The 17,628-nt window shown below is 71.8% G+C and carries 12 protein-coding genes; 5 read left to right on the forward strand and 7 right to left on the reverse strand.

All coding sequences use genetic code 11. The annotated features are described in order from the left end of the window. Nucleotides 1-20: 20 nt before the first annotated feature. Nucleotides 21-908: an EamA family transporter gene (locus CXH06_RS13650; protein ID WP_114855749.1), complete on the forward strand. Its 888-nt coding sequence runs from the start codon at nt 21-23 to the stop codon at nt 906-908. Nucleotides 909-1,172: 264 nt separating this feature from the next. Here CXH06_RS13650 and CXH06_RS13655 read toward each other — a convergent pair whose 3' ends face one another. From CXH06_RS13655 to CXH06_RS13685, 7 genes are all read right to left on the reverse strand, one after another. After that, nucleotides 1,173-2,492: an alpha-galactosidase gene (locus CXH06_RS13655; RefSeq protein WP_157975750.1), complete on the reverse strand. Its 1,320-nt coding sequence runs from the start codon at nt 2,490-2,492 to the stop codon at nt 1,173-1,175. Nucleotides 2,493-2,496: 4 nt separating this feature from the next. Continuing rightward, nucleotides 2,497-3,855 (reverse strand): D-arabinono-1,4-lactone oxidase, encoded by a 1,359-nt coding sequence (locus CXH06_RS13660; protein WP_114855801.1) that lies wholly within the window; start codon nt 3,853-3,855, stop codon nt 2,497-2,499. Between the two features lie 263 nt (nt 3,856-4,118). Beyond that, the gene (gene araA, locus CXH06_RS13665; protein WP_198684075.1) at nt 4,119-5,645 is read right to left on the reverse strand and encodes an L-arabinose isomerase; all 1,527 of its coding nucleotides are present in this window, start codon (nt 5,643-5,645) and stop codon (nt 4,119-4,121) included. A gap of 184 nt (nt 5,646-5,829) precedes the next feature. Then, nucleotides 5,830-7,716, reverse strand: a complete 1,887-nt coding sequence (locus tag CXH06_RS13670; RefSeq protein WP_114855752.1) for a BCCT family transporter — start codon at nt 7,714-7,716, stop codon at nt 5,830-5,832. Between the two features lie 217 nt (nt 7,717-7,933). Next, entirely contained in the window at nt 7,934-8,671 is a 738-nt protein-coding gene (locus CXH06_RS13675) for an L-ribulose-5-phosphate 4-epimerase (protein ID WP_114855753.1), read from the reverse strand. A 50-nt stretch (nt 8,672-8,721) separates the two neighbouring features. Continuing rightward, a complete protein-coding gene (locus tag CXH06_RS13680; protein WP_114855754.1) occupies nt 8,722-10,380 on the reverse strand; it encodes a xylulokinase in 1,659 nt (552 codons plus the stop codon). A gap of 81 nt (nt 10,381-10,461) precedes the next feature. Beyond that, complete coding sequence (locus CXH06_RS13685; protein WP_114855755.1) at nt 10,462-11,484, reverse strand: LacI family DNA-binding transcriptional regulator; 1,023 nt, start codon at nt 11,482-11,484, stop codon at nt 10,462-10,464. 490 nt (nt 11,485-11,974) lie between these two features. Here CXH06_RS13685 and chvE point away from each other — a divergent pair, with 490 nt between their 5' ends. From chvE to CXH06_RS13705, 4 genes are all read left to right on the forward strand, one after another. Continuing rightward, entirely contained in the window at nt 11,975-13,126 is a 1,152-nt protein-coding gene (chvE, locus tag CXH06_RS13690) for a multiple monosaccharide ABC transporter substrate-binding protein (RefSeq protein WP_114855756.1), read from the forward strand. An 81-nt stretch (nt 13,127-13,207) separates the two neighbouring features. Beyond that, on the forward strand, nt 13,208-14,749 hold the full coding sequence (gene mmsA, locus CXH06_RS13695) for a multiple monosaccharide ABC transporter ATP-binding protein (RefSeq protein ID WP_114855757.1): 1,542 nt from the start codon (nt 13,208-13,210) through the stop codon (nt 14,747-14,749). A gap of 7 nt (nt 14,750-14,756) precedes the next feature. Beyond that, on the forward strand, nt 14,757-15,938 hold the full coding sequence (gene mmsB / locus CXH06_RS13700) for a multiple monosaccharide ABC transporter permease (RefSeq protein ID WP_114855758.1): 1,182 nt from the start codon (nt 14,757-14,759) through the stop codon (nt 15,936-15,938). Between the two features lie 318 nt (nt 15,939-16,256). Continuing rightward, nucleotides 16,257-17,621: an extracellular solute-binding protein gene (locus CXH06_RS13705; RefSeq protein ID WP_114855759.1), complete on the forward strand. Its 1,365-nt coding sequence runs from the start codon at nt 16,257-16,259 to the stop codon at nt 17,619-17,621. The last annotated feature ends 7 nt before the right edge of the window (nt 17,622-17,628 follow it).

Consider the following 17,628-nt stretch of genomic DNA (forward strand, 5'->3'; position numbering starts at 1 on the left):
GGCGCATAGGGTGGATCCTCGTGTCGACTCTCGCGCTCTGCCTCGTCCTCGCCGCGGCGCTCTCGCACGCGACGTGGAACGTCATCGCGCACGGGATGAGCCGCTCGGGCGTCCCGTTCCTGTGGTGGGGAGCGCTCGCCAGCACCCTCGTCTGGGCCGGGGCGATCCCCGTCACCGGCGGGATCGGCACGGACCACCTCGGCGCCTTCGCGCTGGGCGTGCTGGTCTCCGGGGCGCTGCACGTGGCGTACATGCTCGTCCTGCAGCACGGGTACCGGGTCGGGAACCTTTCGACCGTGTATGCGACCGCCCGAGGCAGCGGCCCCTTCCTCGCGGTGATCGCCGCGATGGTCCTGTTCGCGGAGCGTCCCTCGCCCGTGGCCCTGTTGGGCGTCGCGGTCGTGATCACGGGGATCATCGGCATCGGCCTCCTCGACCGACCGCGCGCGCCGCGAGCGGGAGCCGCGGGCGGCCCGCGACGCCGCCGGATCGACCCCGGAGTGGTCTTCGGCCTGCTCACGGGCGTCGCCATCGCGGCGTACACGATCTGGGACGCGCACAGCGTGCGGGCGTTCGGCCTCTCGCCCGTTGCCTTCATGGTGGGGACCACGGCCGTGCAGGTCCCCGCCTACGCGCTCGTCCTGCGCGGGCGGTGGCCGGAGACCCTCGATCTGGGACGTGCCCAGTGGTCGCGGATCCTCGCCTTCGGGGTGCTCTCGCCGCTGGCCTACATCCTCGTGCTCGAGGCGGTGCGGATCGCGCCGGTCGCACTCGTCGCTCCGCTGCGGGAGGTCAGCGTGGTGCTGGTGAGCCTGTTCGGCGCGCTCGTGCTGCACGAGGGACGGCCACGGCGCCGGCTCGCCGCGGCCGCGGTGGTCTGCGGGGGCATCGCGCTGCTGGCGCTGTGAGGGCATCGCGGCGGGAGGGCATCGGTCTGCCCCGGTGCGATGACGATCAGAGGCGGAATACGGACAAGCAGGCCGATATACGCCGAGGCTGTCCATATTTCGACGGTGATCGCAATGATCTCCCCGGAGGGCGGGTCCGGTCGGGTCCGGTCGGGTCCACCAGCGGGCAGAGGCCCCTGCCCTTCGCGCCGGCTCCGAGGGCGAGCCGGCCCGAGGGATCCCTCGGGCCCACGGGGCGTGCCTCCGCGGCTCTGGCCGGGAGGCTCACGCCCCCGCCGGCTCCACCCGCAGCAGCACCGCCCCGTGGGACGGGATGGACACGTCCAGCGCGCTCGAGCCGGGCGCCACGCCGCGGGCGGCGTCGGACTGCTCGGACACGGCGCGCACCGGCACGGCCCGCCCGCTCCACAGCTCCGTCACCGAGCCCTCGATCCGCGCGGGCAGGCCCACGTCCTGGCTGTCCAGCGCGACGGCCAGCTCCTGCTCGCCCACGTTGAAGGCCGCGACGTACTGCTCGCCGCGCGGACCGTCGGCCGTCCACAAGATCAGCGGATCCTCGCGGAACACCTCCCGGTTGCCCGTCGAGGAGGCGTGGACGGCGAGGACGTCCGGGTTCTGCAGCAGGGCGATGGTGGCGGGATCGGAGCTGGGCAGGTCCCCGCCCACCATGAGCGGGGAGCGGGCGATCACCCACAACGACATGAGGGTGACGCGCTCGGCCGGGGTGAGCAGGTCGTCGCGGGGCTCGCCGCGCTCGGCGCGCAGGCCGATCCGGCCCAGCGGGAGCATGTCGCCGTCGGGCCAGCCCTCGGACCCGGCGTGCGGGGCCCAGCGGGCGAAGCGGGAGAAGTTCGCCTCGACGTCGGTCCACCGGTCCCACAGGTCGTCGCAGATCCGCCACATGGTGGCGTGCTCGCGCAGATGGTCCAGGCGGGTCAGGGAGAGGTCACGACCGGGGGAGAGGCTCAGCTGCATCGGCCGGCCGCAGTCCGCGATCGCGCGGGAGAAGTCCTCGATCTCCGCGGCCTGGTACGGCCACAGCATGTCGTCGACCTTGAGGAAGTCCACGCCCCACTGCGCGTACAGCGCCAGGACCGCGTCGTAGTAGGCGCTCGCCCCGGGAACCGTGTGGTCGATGCCCAGCATGTCCGGGTTCCACTCGCACACGTTCGTCGCGTCCGCGATGTCCGCCGCGTGCAGCGTGCTGCCCAGGATCGGGGTGTTCGCCGCGACGGCGCGCCGCGGGATCCCGCGCATCACGTGGATCCCGAGCTTCAGCCCCAGGGCGTGGATCTGCTCCGCGAGGGGGGCGAAGCCGGCGCCGCCCGCGGCGCTGGGGAAGCGTCCGGGGTCGGGGACCAGGCGGCCGTGCTCGTCCATCGTCAGCGGGGCGTCCTCGTTGTAGCCGTGGGAGCGGGCCGAGGGGTCCGACCAGTCGATGTCGATGACCACGGTGTCCCAGCCCAGCGGCGCGAGGTGCTCGGCGAGGAAGCGCGCGTTGGCGAGCACCTCCTCCTCGGTGACGGTGGTGCCGTAGCTGTCCCAGCTGTTCCAGCCCATCGGCGGGCGCGGCGTCGGGGTCATGGGGTCACACTCCGAGGTATCGGTCGACATAGGCGTTGGCGAAAGTGCGGGTGGGGTCGAGACGATCGCGCAGCGACCGGAAGTCCTCGAGCCGCGGGTAGTGCGCGCGGACCGTCCCGGGGTCGAGGGTGAAGACCTTGCCCCAGTGCGGTCGCGGGGAGAAGGGCGCGAGCGCGGCCTCGATCTCCGGCAGCAGGGCCTCGACCTCGGCGGGCCGCCGCTTCCAGGTGAAGTGGACCAGAGCGCTGTCGCGGCCGTGGGCGGGGGAGAGCCACAGCTCGTCCGCGGCGACGGTGCGCACCTCGGAGGCGTGCAGCAGCGGGCGGATCCGATCGCCCAGCGGCATCACGGCGGCGAGGGCCTCGGCGATCTGCGCGCGCGGGACGTAGTACTCGCTCTGGATCTCCTCGCCGCTGGAGGGCGTGAACTCGAGGCGGAAGTGGGGCAGGCGCTCGTGCGAGGGGCCGGGCGTGCCGGTCTGGTCGGTGCAGAGGTCGCCGGGCAGGCCGGGCAGCGGATGGACCGCTGCGTCCGCCCGGCGTGCCCCGTGCCAGAGCTCCGGGAAGGCGGAGCGGGGATCCGTCGGCAGGCCGACCGGACCGGCGGCGTCCGCGGCGGCGGTGCGTTCGGCGGGGTCGCCGGCCACCACGGCCTGCTTGGCCCAGATCTGGGCGCCGGTGCCGTCCCAGTGGTGGAAGACGCTCACGCTGTAGGCGCCCGCGAGCACCGCGTCCAGGCCCGCGCCGCCGAACTGCTCCGCGGGGAGCTCGAGGTAGACGCGCTGGCGCACCTCGAAGGCGGGCACCACGTCGAGGGTCAGGTGGGTGGCGACGCCCAGCGCGCCGAGCGCGAGCACCGCCCCGCCGAACACCTCCGCGTCCCCCTCGCGATCCAGGGAGACGATGTCGCCGCCGGCGGTGACCAGGTCGAGGGCGCGCACCGAGGCGGCGAGGGCCTGCTGACGGTCCCCCGAGCCGTGGGTTCCCGTGGCGCTCGCACCCGCGACCGAGATGTGGGGCAGCGAGCCGGTGTTGGCCAGCGCCAGGCCGTGCCGGGCCAGCTCGAGGGCGAGGGTGCCGTAGCGGACGCCCGCCGCCACCCGCACGGTGCGCGCGGCGGAGTCGACCTCGATCTCCTCGGGCAGCTCGCCCAGGGTCACGAGGTCCGCCTCCGAGGCCGCCACGCGCGAGAACGAGTGGCGGGTCCCGAGCGCCCGGATGCGCCGGGCGCCGGCCACGATCCGCTGCAGCTCCTCGAGGGTGCGCGGCGCATGCAGGGGGCCCGGCCCGTAGTCGACGGTGCCGGACCAGCTGAGGCCGGGGCGCGCGAGGAGGGGCTCGGGGGCAGGGCTGGGGGAGGGCATGCGCTCCACCTCGTCATCGTTCGGGGGTCGGGATCGTGGGCGTGCTCGGCGGCGGCGCCGGGCCGACGGGCGGCATCGCTGCGGCCTCGGGCCGTCGGACGGTATCCCGTCGAGCGTCGAGCGGCGCGGCGGCGGGTCATCGGGCGCCGCGCCGCCGACGGGCCCGCCGCGTCACCCGTCGGCGCAGGGGCCGAGGAGCGACGCGGCGGGACCGCGGGTCGGGGCGCGCCGGAGGCGGCCGCCCCGGCGTGCGGGCGTGGGGCTCAGAAGCCCTGGCCGAGGCGGTAGAAGACCTGATTGGTGCGCAGCTCCTGGGCGAAGGAGCGCACCGTGGTCTGCTCGTCGATGACGGCGAGCTCGAGGTCGCCGATCTGGGCGAGGTCCTGCCACACCTCGAGGTCCACGGCGTTGCTCATCACGGTGTGGTGGGCGGCGCCCGCGGTCAGCCAGCACTCGGCGGAGGTCGCGAAATCGGGAGCGGGCTCCCAGACGGCGCTCGCGACGGGGAGGTTGGGCAGCTCCGCATCGGGCTCGACGACCTCGACCACGTTGGCGATGAGGCGGAAGCGCTCGCGCAGGTCGCTCATGGCCACCACCACGGCGGGCCCGGGATCCGCGGAGAACTTCAGGCGCACCGGGTCCTCGCGGTCGCCGATGCCCAGCGGGTGGATCTCGAGCGAGGCCCGGGACGTGGTCAGCGAGGGGGAGACCTCGAGCATGTGGGCGCCGAGGATCTTCTCCCGGCCCGGGGTGAGCTCGTAGGTGTAGTCCTCCATGAGGGAGGCGCCGCCGGGCAGGCCGTAGCCCATCACCGCGGCCACCCGCACCAGGATCGCGGTCTTCCAGTCGCCCTCGGCGCCGAAGCCGTAGCCGTCGGCCATGAGGCGCTGGACGGCCAGGCCCGGCAGCTGCTTCAGCCCGCCGAGGTCCTCGAAGTTCGTGGTGAAGGCGCCGAAGCCGCCCTGCTCGAGGAAGGCGCGCAGGCCCAGCTCCTGACGGGCGCCGTAGCGCAGCGACTCGTGGCGCTCGCCGCCCGTGCGCAGCTCGGGGACGACGTCGTAGAGCTCCTCGTACTCGGCGACCAGGGCGTCGATCGCGGAGTCCTCGACCGCGTCGACGACCTCCACCAGGTCGTTGACGCCCCAGGTGTTGACGCTGACGCCCAGGCGCAGCTCCGCCTCGGTCTTGTCGCCCTCGGTGACGGCGACGCCCCGCATGTTGTCGCCGAAGCGGGCGAGCTTCAGGGAGTGCATCTCCGCCCAGCCGGTGGCGGCGCGGGCCCAGCGGCCCACCTTCTCCTGCACGCCGACCTCGCTCACGTGGCCCACCACGGTCTTGCGGTTCACGCCCAGGCGGGTGGCGATGTAGCCGAACTCGCGGTCGCCGTGGGCGGCCTGGTTCAGGTTCATGAAGTCCATGTCGATGCTCGCCCAGGGCAGCTCGACATTGGCCTGCGTGTGCAGGTGCAGCAGCGGGGTGCGCAGCGCGTCCAGGCCCTGGATCCACATCTTCGCGGGGGAGAAGGTGTGCATCCAGGCGATGACGCCCACGCAGGCCGGGTCCGCGTTGGCGGCCAGGGCGATCTCGCGGATCGCGTCGCGGTCGGTGAGGACCGGCTTCCAGACGATCTTCACGGGGACGGGGCCGGCGGCGTCGAGGGTCTCGGCGATGACGCGGGACTGCTCGGCGACCTGGTCGAGGGTCTCGGGGCCGTAGAGGCCCTGGCTGCCGGTGAGGAACCAGATCTCGCGCGCGGCGAAGGGGTTGTCCACGGTGACTCCTTCAGTCATGGGGGGGCGGCGGAGCTGACCGCTCCGTCGACGACCACTACATTGTGAACGTTCACATGGAGGGGTGTCAAGCGCTGTCGCCGAGGCGGCACGACGCCGAGCGGCGGGCCGCGGGTGCCGCGCTGGACGGCACGGCCCGCGACCCGCCGCTCGGCGATGTCGTGGTTGGTGGAGGTGGTCCCGATCAGTCGGGAGGCTCAGCAGCCCCGGACCGGTGGGAGCCCTTGCCGGACGCCCCTCCGCGCGGGCGACCGAAGGCCCCTCGGGTCCGGGAGAGGCGGTAGTCGATCCGGTCGTCCACGAAGGATTCGAGCTCCCCGCTCTCGGAGAGCGAGGCCTGGAGCTCCCCGGTCACGTGCGCGGTGACCTTCTCGAGCCGGTCCAGGCGATCCTTCTCGGTGCGCACCGCCGCGTCGAGCGAGAGCGCCTTCACCAGGGCCACGCACATCAGCAGCAGGATCACGCTGAAGGGCAGTGCGGTGGCCAACGATCCGGCCTGCAGGGAGGTCAGGCCGCCGGAGAGCAGGAGCGCGATGGCGAGGAAGCCCTCGAGCACCGCCCAGACCACGCGGGACCAGGTGGGCGGGTTCGGGTGCCCGCCGGAGGCGAGCATGTCCACCACGAGCGAGCCGGAGTCCGAGGAGGTGATGAAGAAGATCGCCACGATGATGATGCCGAGGACCGAGAGCACGCTGCCCAGCGGGAACGTCTCGAGGATCCGGAACATGGACTCCTCGGCCGTGATGTCGCCGAGGTCGCCGGCGCCGAACCACTGGCGGAACAGGCCGTTGCCGCCCCAGACCGAGAACCAGATCATGCCCAGGACCGAGGGCACCAGGAGCACGCCGGCGATGAACTCGCGCACGGTGCGGCCCTTGGAGATCCGCGAGATGAACACGCCCACGAAGGGCGCCCAGGAGATCCACCAGCCCCAGTAGAACAGGGTGTTCGCGCTGAACCACTCCTGGGACTCCGGGGTGCGCTGGTAGGCGCCGACGTCCAGGGTCATCTCGAAGACGTTGGCGAAGTAGACGCCGAGGGACTCGACGAAGTTCTGGGCGATGAAGACCGTGGGCCCGAAGACCAGCGCGACGATCATCAGGAGCCCGGCGAGGGAGAGGTTGATGTTCGAGAGCCACTTGATGCCGGCGCCGAGGCCGCTCATCACCGAGAAGGTGGCCAGGAAGGTGATGACCGTGATGAGGATGACCAGCAGGGTGTTGTCCACGGAGCCGACGAGCCCGATGGACTCCATGCCGGCGGCGATCTGCTGGACGCCCAGGCCCAGCGAGGTGGCGATGCCGAAGACGGTGCCGAAGATCGCGAGGATGTCGATCACGTCGCCGATCCAGCCCTTGACGCGCTCGCCGAAGATCGGCTCGAGGGCCCAGCGGATGGAGACGGGGCGGCCGCGGCGGTGCACCGCATAGGCGAGCGCCAGGCCGATCACGGCGTAGCAGGCCCAGGGGTGCAGGCCCCAGTGCATGAAGGTCTGCGCCATCGCGAGGCCGGAGAGCTCCACGCCCTCGCCGTCCCAGCCGGGCTTGGGATTGCCGGTGGTGTAGCCGAGCGGCTCGGCGACGCCGTAGAACACGAGGCCCACGCCCATGCCGGCGCTGAAGAGCATCGCGAACCAGGAGAAGAGCCCGAACTCGGGCCGGTCGTCGTCGCGACCCAGGCGCACGGTCCCGAAGCGGGAGAGGGCGAGGATGATCGAGAAGACGACGAAGATCCCGATCACCAGCATGTAGTACCAGCCGAAGTCCGCGACGATCCAGCTCTGGATGCCGGTGATGACCTCGCTGGAGCTCTGGGGGAAGAGCACGGACAGCATCGCCACGGCGAAGATGATCGCGAGGGAGGGCCAGAAGACCGCGGGGGCGATGGTGCCCCGGCCGATCCGCGCCCCCTGTCGGCGCAGCTTCTCGGTGATCTGCTCGTCGGTGTCGTCCTCGGCGATCTGCAGGGCCCGGGGGAGGTGGACGGTCTCGGGGAGGTCCTCGGGCCAGGACGATGCGGCGTGCTCGGGAGGAGTGCCGCCACCCGCGTCGGGGTTCTCGGGGGCGCTCATGTCGCTCCGTTCTCTTGGCGTCGGATGTCCTCCCTACTCTGCGCCGCGGCGGTGCGGGATTCAACCTTTTCGGGTGATTCATGCCACATGCCGCGCTCGTCGCGCAGGTCATGAGATCGCCCGGGCGGATGCCGGGGATCTCTCCCCGGGCCGCGGACGACCACGGCCCCGGCGAGGACGCCGGGGCCGTGCGGTGCTCGAGGGCGGGGAGCCGTCCTCAGGCGGTCGCGGCCTCCTCGCCCTGGCCGTACACGTTCTGGTAGCGGTCGAAGAGGGCGTCGACGTGCGTCTGCTCGATCGGCAGCGGCTCGCCGAGCTGGCGGGAGATGTGCACCGTCCGGGCGACCTCCTCGGCCATGACCGCGGCCTTGACCGCGTCCTTCGCGTCCTTGCCGATGGTGAAGGGGCCGTGGTTCTGCATCAGCACGGCGCGCGAGCGGGAGCCGCGCAGGGTCTCCACGATGCCGCGGCCGATCGAGTCGTCGCCGATGATCGCGAAGGGGCCGATGGGGATCGGGCCGCCGAACTCGTCGGCCATCATCGTCAGCACGCAGGGGATCTCCTCACCGCGCGCGGCCCAGGCGGTCGCGTAGGTGGAGTGGGTGTGGACCACGCCGCCCACCTCGTCCATGTGCTCGTACACGTAAGCGTGGGCGGCGGTGTCCGAGGAGGGGGTCAGGGAGTCCGGGGTGCCGTCGTCGATCTTCTGCCCGTCCAGGGTGCAGACCACCATGACGGAGGCGCTGAGCTCGTCGTAGGAGACGCCGGAGGGCTTGATCACCAGCAGGCCGGGCACGTCCGGGTCCGTGGCGGGCACGCGCTCGGAGACGTTGCCGGCGGTCCAGACCACGAGGCCGTTGCGGGGCAGCTCCGCGTGCAGGGCCGCGACGCGCTCGCGGGTGGCGGCGACCGCGTCCTGGGTGGCCTGAGGGAGGGAGGCGAGGGAGAGGGTCATGGGGGCTCCTTGGCGGGTGATCGAGAGTCAGGGGGCGGTGCGGCGGAGGGTCAGTCGAGCACCTCGCCGGCCAGGCGCTCCACCGGCAGGCCGGCGCGGTAGCCGGAGAGCCAGTGGGCGTGCCCGGCCATGCCGGCCTCGGTGGGATGCACGGTGAGGAGCTCCTCGCCGGCGAAGATCTGCTCGGCCAGGAAGGTGCTGAGTGAGGGACCGGCGCCCTCCTCGGCCGCGGCGGTGCGGGCGGCGTAGGCGGCCAGCAGCGCCATGCCCCAGGAACCGCCCTCGCCGGCGGACCCGCCGAGGGCGACCGGGGTGGCGAGCGCATCGGCGAGCACCTGCTGGGCGACGCCCCGGGTGCGGAAGATGCCGCCGTGGGCGTACATGACGTCGAGCTGGACGCCCTCGTCGGTGAGCAGGGCCTCCATGCCCACCGCGAGCGCCCCGAAGGCGCCGTAGAGCTGGGCGCGCATGAAGTTCTCGAGCGTGAAGCGGGCGCTCTGCTCGCGCACCAGCAGCGGACGGCCCGAGGGCACGCCCGTCTGGTGCTCGCCGGAGACGTAGTTGTAACTGAGCACCCCGCCGGCATCGGCCTCGCCCTCGGCCCCGGCGCCCAGCAGCGTGCCGTAGAGCTCCTCGGCGTCCACCGGGCGGCCCAGGAGCTCGGCGAAGCGGGCGAAGAGGCCCAGCCAGGCGTCGAGGTCGGTGGTGCAGTTGTTGGTGTGGATCATCGCCACCGGGTCCCCGGAGGGGGTGGTGACCAGGTCGATCTCCTCGCGCGGGCCGGACAGCGGGCGCTCCAGGACGACCATCGCGAAGGCGCTCGTGCCTGCGGAGACGTTGCCGGTGCGGGGGCCGACGGCGTGGGTGGCGACCATGCCGGTGCCGGCATCGCCCTCGGGCGGGGCGGCGATCGCGCCCGGCTGCAGGGCCCCGGTGGGGTCCAGCCGCGCGGCGCCCTCGGCCGTCAGCGAGCCGGCGTCCTCGCCGGCACGGCGCACGGCGGGGAGGATGTCCGCAAGAGTCCACGGCAGGTCGGCGACGCCGTCGAGGGCCGCGAAGCGCTCGAGCAGCTCGGCGTCGTAGGCGTCGCCCGAGGCGGCGATGGGGAACATGCCGCTGGCGTCGCCGACGCCGAGCACCTTGGCCCCGGTGAGCTGCCAGTGCACGTAGCCGGCGAGGGTGGTCAGGAAGTCGAGGCGCCGGACGTGCTCCTCGCCGCCGTGGATCGCATGGAGCAGGTGCGAGACGCTCCAGCGCAGCGGGATGTTCAGCGCGAAGGTGCGGCTGAGCAGGGCCGAGGCCTCGGAGGTGTAGGTGTTCCGCCAGGTGCGGAAGGGCGCCAGCTGCTCGCCGGCGGCGTCGAAGGGCAGGTAGCCGTGCATCATCGCGGAGATCCCGAGGCTTGCGATCCGCGTCAGCTCGACGCCGTGGCGGGCGCGCACCCCACGCGCGAGATCGGCGTAGCTCGCGCGGATCCCGCCCCACACGGCGTCCAGCGAGTAGGTCCAGCTGTCCTCGACCAGCTCGTTCTCCCAGGTGTGGGAGCCGGTGCCGAGCACGGCGCCGGCATCGTCGACCAGGGCGGCCTTGATGCGGGTCGAGCCCAGCTCGATGCCCAGGTGGGCGCGGCCGGCGGTGAGGACGGCGGCTCCGTCGGTGGGTCCGGGCGTGGGGGTGGTGTCGGCAGAGGACACGGCATCGTGCGTCATGGGGTCATCCCATCAGGCCGGACACGCGATGTCAACGTTCACATTCGGGGGTCGGCGGGACGGATGCCGACGCCGCGGGGCTCAGCGGGGGCGCTCCGGGAGCGTGGAGCGGCGAGTGACCAGGCGCGGGGGGAGGGTGCGCGGGGCGTCGGCGGGGACGGGGGTCCCCTCGAGCAGGTGGACCAGGCGTTCGAGCGCCGTGCGACCCAGCTCGGCGAAGGGCTGGGCGACCGTGGTCAGCGAGGGGACCAGGAACTCCGCGCCGAGGGTGTTGTCGAAACCCACCACGGCCACGTCCTCGGGGATGCGCAGGCCGTGGGCGTGCAGCGCGTGCAGGACGCCGATCGCCATCATGTCGTTGGCGGCGAAGATCGCATCGGGCAGGCCGCGCCGCACCAGCTGATCGGCGAGGTCATGGCCCGAGCGCGGGGTCCAGTCGCCCGGGCCCACCACCTCCCCGTCGATCCCGTGCTCCTCGAGGGCCTGCTCGAAGCCGTCGCGGCGCGCCCGGGCGTCGAACCAGTCCGCCGGACCGGCCGCGTGGACCACCGAGCGGGCGCCCGTGCGCGTGAGGTGCTCGACGACCTCGCGGGCGCCCCGCTGCTGGTCCACGCCGATCGTCTCGACGCCCGGCACGCGCGGCGGCAGCGCGGAGACGGCGAGGACGGGGGTGGAGCGGGCCGAGGCCGCCACGGCCGGGATCATCGCCTCATGCGCGGCGACGACGAGGATGCCGTCCGCTCCGGCGCCCCGCAGCTCGGCGCCCACGGCCCGGCCGCCGGGATCGTCGGGGCCCACGGTGGTCAGCAGCACGGAGTACCCGGCCTCCCGGGCCGCGGTCTCGATCGCGGTGGTGGTCTCCGCGGGCCCGAACAGGGAGGAGCCGTCGGTGAGCACGCCGATCAGCGAGGACCGGGTGGTCTTCAGGGCCCGGGCGGCGCGATTGGGGGTGTAGCCGAGCTCGGCGATGGCGGCGAGCACCCGGTCCCGGGTCGCCGGGCGCACGATGTCCGGCTCGTTGAGCACCCGCGAGACGGTCTGGTAGGAGACACCCGCTCGGGCGGCGACATCGGCCATCGAGGGGCGGCGCGGTGCGGTCTCCATGCTCAATCCTTCCGTCGCATCGGCGGGGGCGTCGGACCCGGGGCCGACGGCGACAGGCGGGCGGACGGTCGGCCGACGGGCCGCGATCCGGCGGGCGGCGGCCCGACGGGAACCCGGCGACTCTCGGGCCGGCGTGCCGACCGCGGGCGCGTCGCCGCGACCGGGAGTGCGGCCGGCTGGGCAGGTCAGGAGCAGTCGCGGCCGGGCCGGCGGAGCACGTTGCCGACTTGTGACCCCGGCCTCCGCGACGCTCGTCCTCGCGTCTGCTTCACTGTGAACGTTATCATCCGGTGCCCCGCGCCACGGTCGGCGTCGCGGCTCCGGAGATGACGGCACAGTCGAGGACGAACACCCGAGCACGAGGCGTACCGTCAGCACCGTGCCGGCTCCCCGCTCCGCATCGTGGCGCGCCCCGGGGACGGCCGCGGGCCTCCGCACAGGACGCCCGCGCACAGCAGGTCGCAGACGGAGATGTCGAGGAGGAGACCCCATGCACAATCGGAGAAGCTTCATGCTGGGAGCGACGGCCGGCGCGGCCGCGCTCGGACTGGCCGCCTGCGGCGGCGAGGGCGCCGGGTCCGGCGGCCCCGACCCCGAGGCCGATCCCAGCGAGCTCACCGTCGGCGTCGCCATGCCGACGCAGACCTACGAGCGCTGGGTCAAGGACGGCGAGAACATCAAGGCCGGCCTCGAGGACCTCGGCTACACGGTCGACATGCAGTACGCCGAGGACGACATCCCCACCCAGCAGCAGCAGATCGACCAGATGATCACCTCGGGCGTCGCAGCCCTGCTCATCGCCTCGATCGACGGCGCCTCGCTGTCCTCGCAGCTGGACGCCGCCGCGGCGGCCGGCATCCCGGTGATCGCCTACGACCGTCTGCTCACCGACAGCGAGAACGTCGACTTCTACGTCACCTTCGACAACTACGAGGTGGGCGTCAACCAGGCGAACTCCCTGCTCTACGGCCTGGGCCTGGTCGACGACTCCTTCGAGCCCGCCGGGGACGCCCCCGAGGGGCCGCTGAACATCGAGCTGTTCGCCGGCTCGCTCGACGACAACAACGCCCACCTCTTCTGGGAGGGGGCGATCGACACCCTGCAGCCCTACTTCGACGACGGCACCCTCGCCGTGCCCTCGGAGCAGATGGACATCGAGCAGGCCGCCACCCAGCGCTGGGAGCAGGAGACCGCCCAGAAGCGCATGGAGAACCTGCTGACCACGCACTACAACGGCGGCGAGGAGCTCGACGGCGTGCTCGCCCCGGCCGATCCGCTCTCGCGCGGCATCATCAACGCTCTGCAGAACGCCGGGCTCGGCCCGACGATCGAGGAGGGCCTGCCGGTGGTGACCGGACAGGATGCGGAGATCGCCTCGATCAAGCTGATCGCCGACGGGGTCCAGAGCTCCACGATCTTCAAGGACACCCGCGACCTCGCGGAGCAGGCGATCATCGCCACGGAGGCGTACCTGCAGGGCGAGGAGCCGGAGGCCAATGACACCGAGACCTACGAGAACGGGGTGAAGGTGGTGCCGTCCTACCTGCTCGAGGTCCAGATGGTCCTGCAGGAGAACTACGAGGAGGTCATGGTCGACTCCGGCTACTACACCGCCGAGCAGGTCGAGTCCGGCCAGCTCTGAGCGGGTCCGCGATCACGTCCCCGGGCGGTCCCGGCGCACCGCGGTGCGCCGGGGGCGCCCACCCGGAGCAGGAGGGTCCACGTGCACGATGACATCCTCGAGATGAGGTCGATCACCAAGCGGTTCCCCGGCGTCACCGCCCTGAAGGACGTGTCCCTCAGGGTGCGCGAGGGGGAGATCCACGCGATCTGCGGGGAGAACGGCGCCGGCAAGTCGACGCTGATGAAGGTGCTCTCCGGCGTGGAGCCGGCCGGCACCTACGAGGGGGAGATCCACTTCCGCGGCCGCCCGATGAGCTTCGCGACCGTCAACGACTCCGAGGCCGAGGGGATCGTGATCATCCACCAGGAGCTCGCCCTGGTGCCCTACCTCTCCGTCGCGGAGAACATCTTCCTGGGCAACGAGCGGTCCAGGGCCGGGATCATCAGCTGGCACGAGACCAACGCCCGCGCCGCCGAGCTGCTGGCGCGCGTGGGGCTGGACGAGAATCCGGTGACCCCCGTCGACCACCTCGGCGTGGGCAAGCAGCAGCTGGTCGAGATCGCCAAGGCGCTCTCGAAGGACGTGAGCCTGCTGATCCTCGACGAGCCCACCGCCGCGCTGAACGACGACGACTCCGAGCACCTGCTGGGACTCATCCGCGGACTGCGCGACGAGGGCGTGACCTGCATCATCATCTCCCACAAGCTGGGGGAGATCGTCGAGGTCGCGGACTCCACCACGATCATCCGCGACGGCTCGACCATCGAGACGATCGACATGCACGTGCCCGAGCCGGAGCGCCCCGCCCTCATCCCCCGCCTCATCCGCGGCATGGTGGGCCGCGACATCGAGCACCTCTATCCCGAGCGGGACGCCGAGATCGGCGAGGAGATCCTGCGGATCGAGGACTGGCACGTCGGCCATCCCACCCAGCAGGACCGGGTGGTCGTGGACGGCGCCTCGCTGCACGTGCGCGCCGGGGAGGTGGTCGGCATCGCGGGGCTGATGGGCGCCGGTCGCACCGAGCTGGCCAGGAGCGTCTTCGGCCGGTCCTACGGCCGGGACATCACCGGGACCGTCTCGATGCACGGGAAGCCGGTCCAGCTGCGCAGCGTCGCCGAGGCGATCGCGCACGGCCTCGCCTACGTCTCCGAGGACCGCAAGCAGTACGGTCTGAACCTCATCCAGGACATCCGCACCAATGTCACCGCCGCTGCGCTGCGGAAGGTGACCACCGGCCCCTGGATCGACGGCAACGAGGAGATAGCGGTCGCCGAGCGCTACCGCTCCTCGTTGAACATCAAGACGCCCACGGTGATGTCCCTGGTGGGGAAGCTGTCCGGGGGCAACCAGCAGAAGGTGGTGCTCAGCAAGTGGCTCTTCACCGAGCCCGAGGTGCTGATCCTGGACGAGCCCACCCGCGGCGTCGACGTCGGCGCGAAGTTCGAGATCTACTCGATCATCAACGAGCTCGCCGAGGCGGGCAAGGCGATCATCGTCATCTCCTCGGAGCTGCCCGAGGTCATGGGGCTCGCCGATCGCATCTACACACTGTCCGTCGGGCGGATCACCGGAGAGGTCCCCGCCCGGGACGCCACCCAGGAGCGCCTCATGGAGCTCATGACCAGGGAAAGGGAGTGAGTGCCTGATGGCCGGAACCTCCGACATCAAGGAGCTCCTGACGCGGAATCTGCGTCAGAGCGGGATCTACATCGCCTTCGTCGCGATCGTGCTGCTGTTCACGATCCTCACCGGCGGGGCCCTGCTGAGCCCGGGCAACCTCACCAACCTGGTGCTGCAGTACTCCTACATCCTCATCCTCGCGATCGGGATGGTGCTGATCATCGTGGGCGGGCACATCGACCTGTCCGTGGGCTCGGTGGTCGCGCTGACCGGCGCGGTCGCGGCGGTGGTGGTGATCGGGAACGGCCTGCCCTGGTGGCTCGGCGTGCTGGCGGCCCTCGGCACCGGGGTGCTGGTGGGGCTGTGGCAGGGGTTCTGGGTGGCCTTCGTGGGCATCCCCGCCTTCATCGTCACCCTCGCGGGCATGCTCATCTTCCGCGGCCTGACGATGCAGGTGCTGGGCAACGTCTCCCTCTCGCCCTTCCCGCCGGAGTACCAGTACATCTCCGGCGGCTTCCTCAACGGGCTGCTGGGCGGGTACGGGTACGACGCCTTCACCCTGTTCCTGGCGGCCGCGCTGATCGTGGTCTTCGTGATCCAGCAGTACCGCGGCCGCCTCGCGAAGCTGAAGTACCAGCAGCAGGTCGAGGCGCAGTGGCTGTTCTGGCTGAAGAACCTCCTCATCGCTGCCGTCGTCATGGCCTTCGCCTGGCAGCTCGCCCACGCGCGCGGCCTGCCCGTGGTGCTGATCCTGCTGGCCGCGCTGATCCTCATCTACGGCTTCATCAGCCAGCGCACCATCTTCGGTCGGCACGTCTACGCCATGGGCGGCAATCTGCAGGCGGCACAGCTCTCGGGCGTGAAGACGCGCCGGGTGAACATGCTGCTGTTCATCAACATGGGCGTTCTCTCCGCGGTCGCGGGCATCGTCTACTCCGCCCGCTCCAACAGCGCCCAGCCCGGTGCCGGCAACATGTTCGAGCTGGACGCCATCGCCGCGGCCTTCATCGGCGGCGCGGCCGTGACCGGCGGCATCGGAAAGGTGCAGGGCGCCATCATCGGCGGCCTGATCATGGCCGTGATGTCCAACGGCATGCAGATCATGGGCATCGACCAGTCCACCCAGTCGGTGGTCCGCGGTGTGGTGCTGGTGTTGGCCGTCGCCTTCGACGTCTGGAACAAGAAGCGCGCCTCGGCGAGCAGCTGAGGGACCGCGCGGGACCTCGCCGCGCCGCGGTCGCGCCCTGCGCCGCCGGGGGGCACGGCGTGCGCGGCTGCGCTCCGCGCCCCCGGGGAGACCGCCGGGGACTCGCGGAAGCGGGCGCGGACGTTGTCCCGACGCCTGCAACGATGTAACCTCTGTGATGCACGCCACAGTCGACGTGCTGGTGCCCGAGGGCGGTGCTCCGTGGACGCGGACCCCGCGTGACCGGTTCGCCGGGTCGGCCCGCACCATGGTGAGGACCGGGTGGTCCGCTCCGGGCAGGTCGGCTCCGCAGTCTCCGTTGACCGAAGGAGAGTCGAGATGACCAAGCGCTCGGTGGATCCCGCCCGTCGGCGGTCGGCGACGCAGGTCAGTCGTCGCGGGCTGCTCGGTGCCGGAGCCCTCGGGGCCTCCGCCCTGTCCCTGGCGGGATGCTCCACCCCGTTGGCGGCCGGTCTGCTGGGGGCCGACCTCGCTCCGGGGACGGTCGTGTACTGGAACCTGTTCGGCGGCGGCGACGGCGTGCGCATGCAGGACATGCAGCAGGGGTACCGCGATCAGTACGGGGCGGACTCCCTGCAGGCGACCACGCTGACCTGGGGAAATCCCTACTACTCGAAGCTGACCCTCGCCACGGTCGGCAACCAGCCGCCCGACGTGGCGGTCGCTCACCTCACCCGGGCGAAGCCGCTGTGGGACGGCGGGATCCTGGACCCCATCACCGAGGAGGACCTCGCCGGGGTGGGGCTGTCGAGCAGCGATTTCGCCGCGCAGGCCTGGGAGACGCAGGTGACCGACAGTCAGAACATCGCGATCCCCCTGGACACGCACCCCTTCACGCTCTTCTACAACCGTGAGGTGTGCGAACCGGCCGGCCTGCTCGACGCCGACGGCCTCCTCGTCGATCTCACCGGCATGGACGCCTTCGAGGCCGCCCTCGAGGAGCTGAGCGCCGTCACCGGCGGGCTCGCGATCACCGTCGCGAACGTCTCCGAGACCTCCACCCCGTGGCGCTTCTTCTGGACCCTGTACAACCAGATCTCCGATGCCACTCCCTTCCTCTCCGACGACGGCGCGACCATCAGCGTCGACGAGGAGGCCTTCCTCGAGGTCATGGAGAGGGTCCGGAGCTGGGTCGACAAGGGGTGGCTCAATCAGGGCCTCGACTACGCCACCTCGCAGACGGAGATGTTCACCGGGAGCTCCGGCTTCTATCTCCAGGGGGAGTGGGAGATCTCCACCGCGCAGTCGATCGAGGGGCTGGACTTCGGCATGGCGCCGATCCCGCAGCTCTACGACCAGCCGGCCGTCCAGGCCGACTCCCACACCTTCATCCTGCCCCGCAAGGATCGCTCGGCCGAGGAGCGCCGGCTCGCCATGCAGTTCATCAAGGTGATGCTGGAGCAGAGCATGACGTGGGCGGAGGGCGGTCACGTGCCCGCCTACCTGCCGACCTTCGAGAGCGAGGAGTTCCAGTCGCTGGAGCCGCAGCGCCACTACGCCGCGGCCGCGGACCACGCCGTCTACGACGACGCCGCGTGGTACGGGGGGTCGGGATCCACCTTCGAGGACACGGTGGGGGCCCAGCTCGGCCTCGTCCAGCAGGGGGTCCTCACCCCGGAGCAGGCTCTGCAGGCGATCAGGGACCAGCTCCAGATCTACACCTCGACGCCGAGCCCCCTCTGATCCGGAA

This window comes from Brachybacterium sp. YJGR34, assembly GCF_003347015.1.
Lineage (GTDB): Bacteria > Actinomycetota > Actinomycetes > Actinomycetales > Dermabacteraceae > Brachybacterium.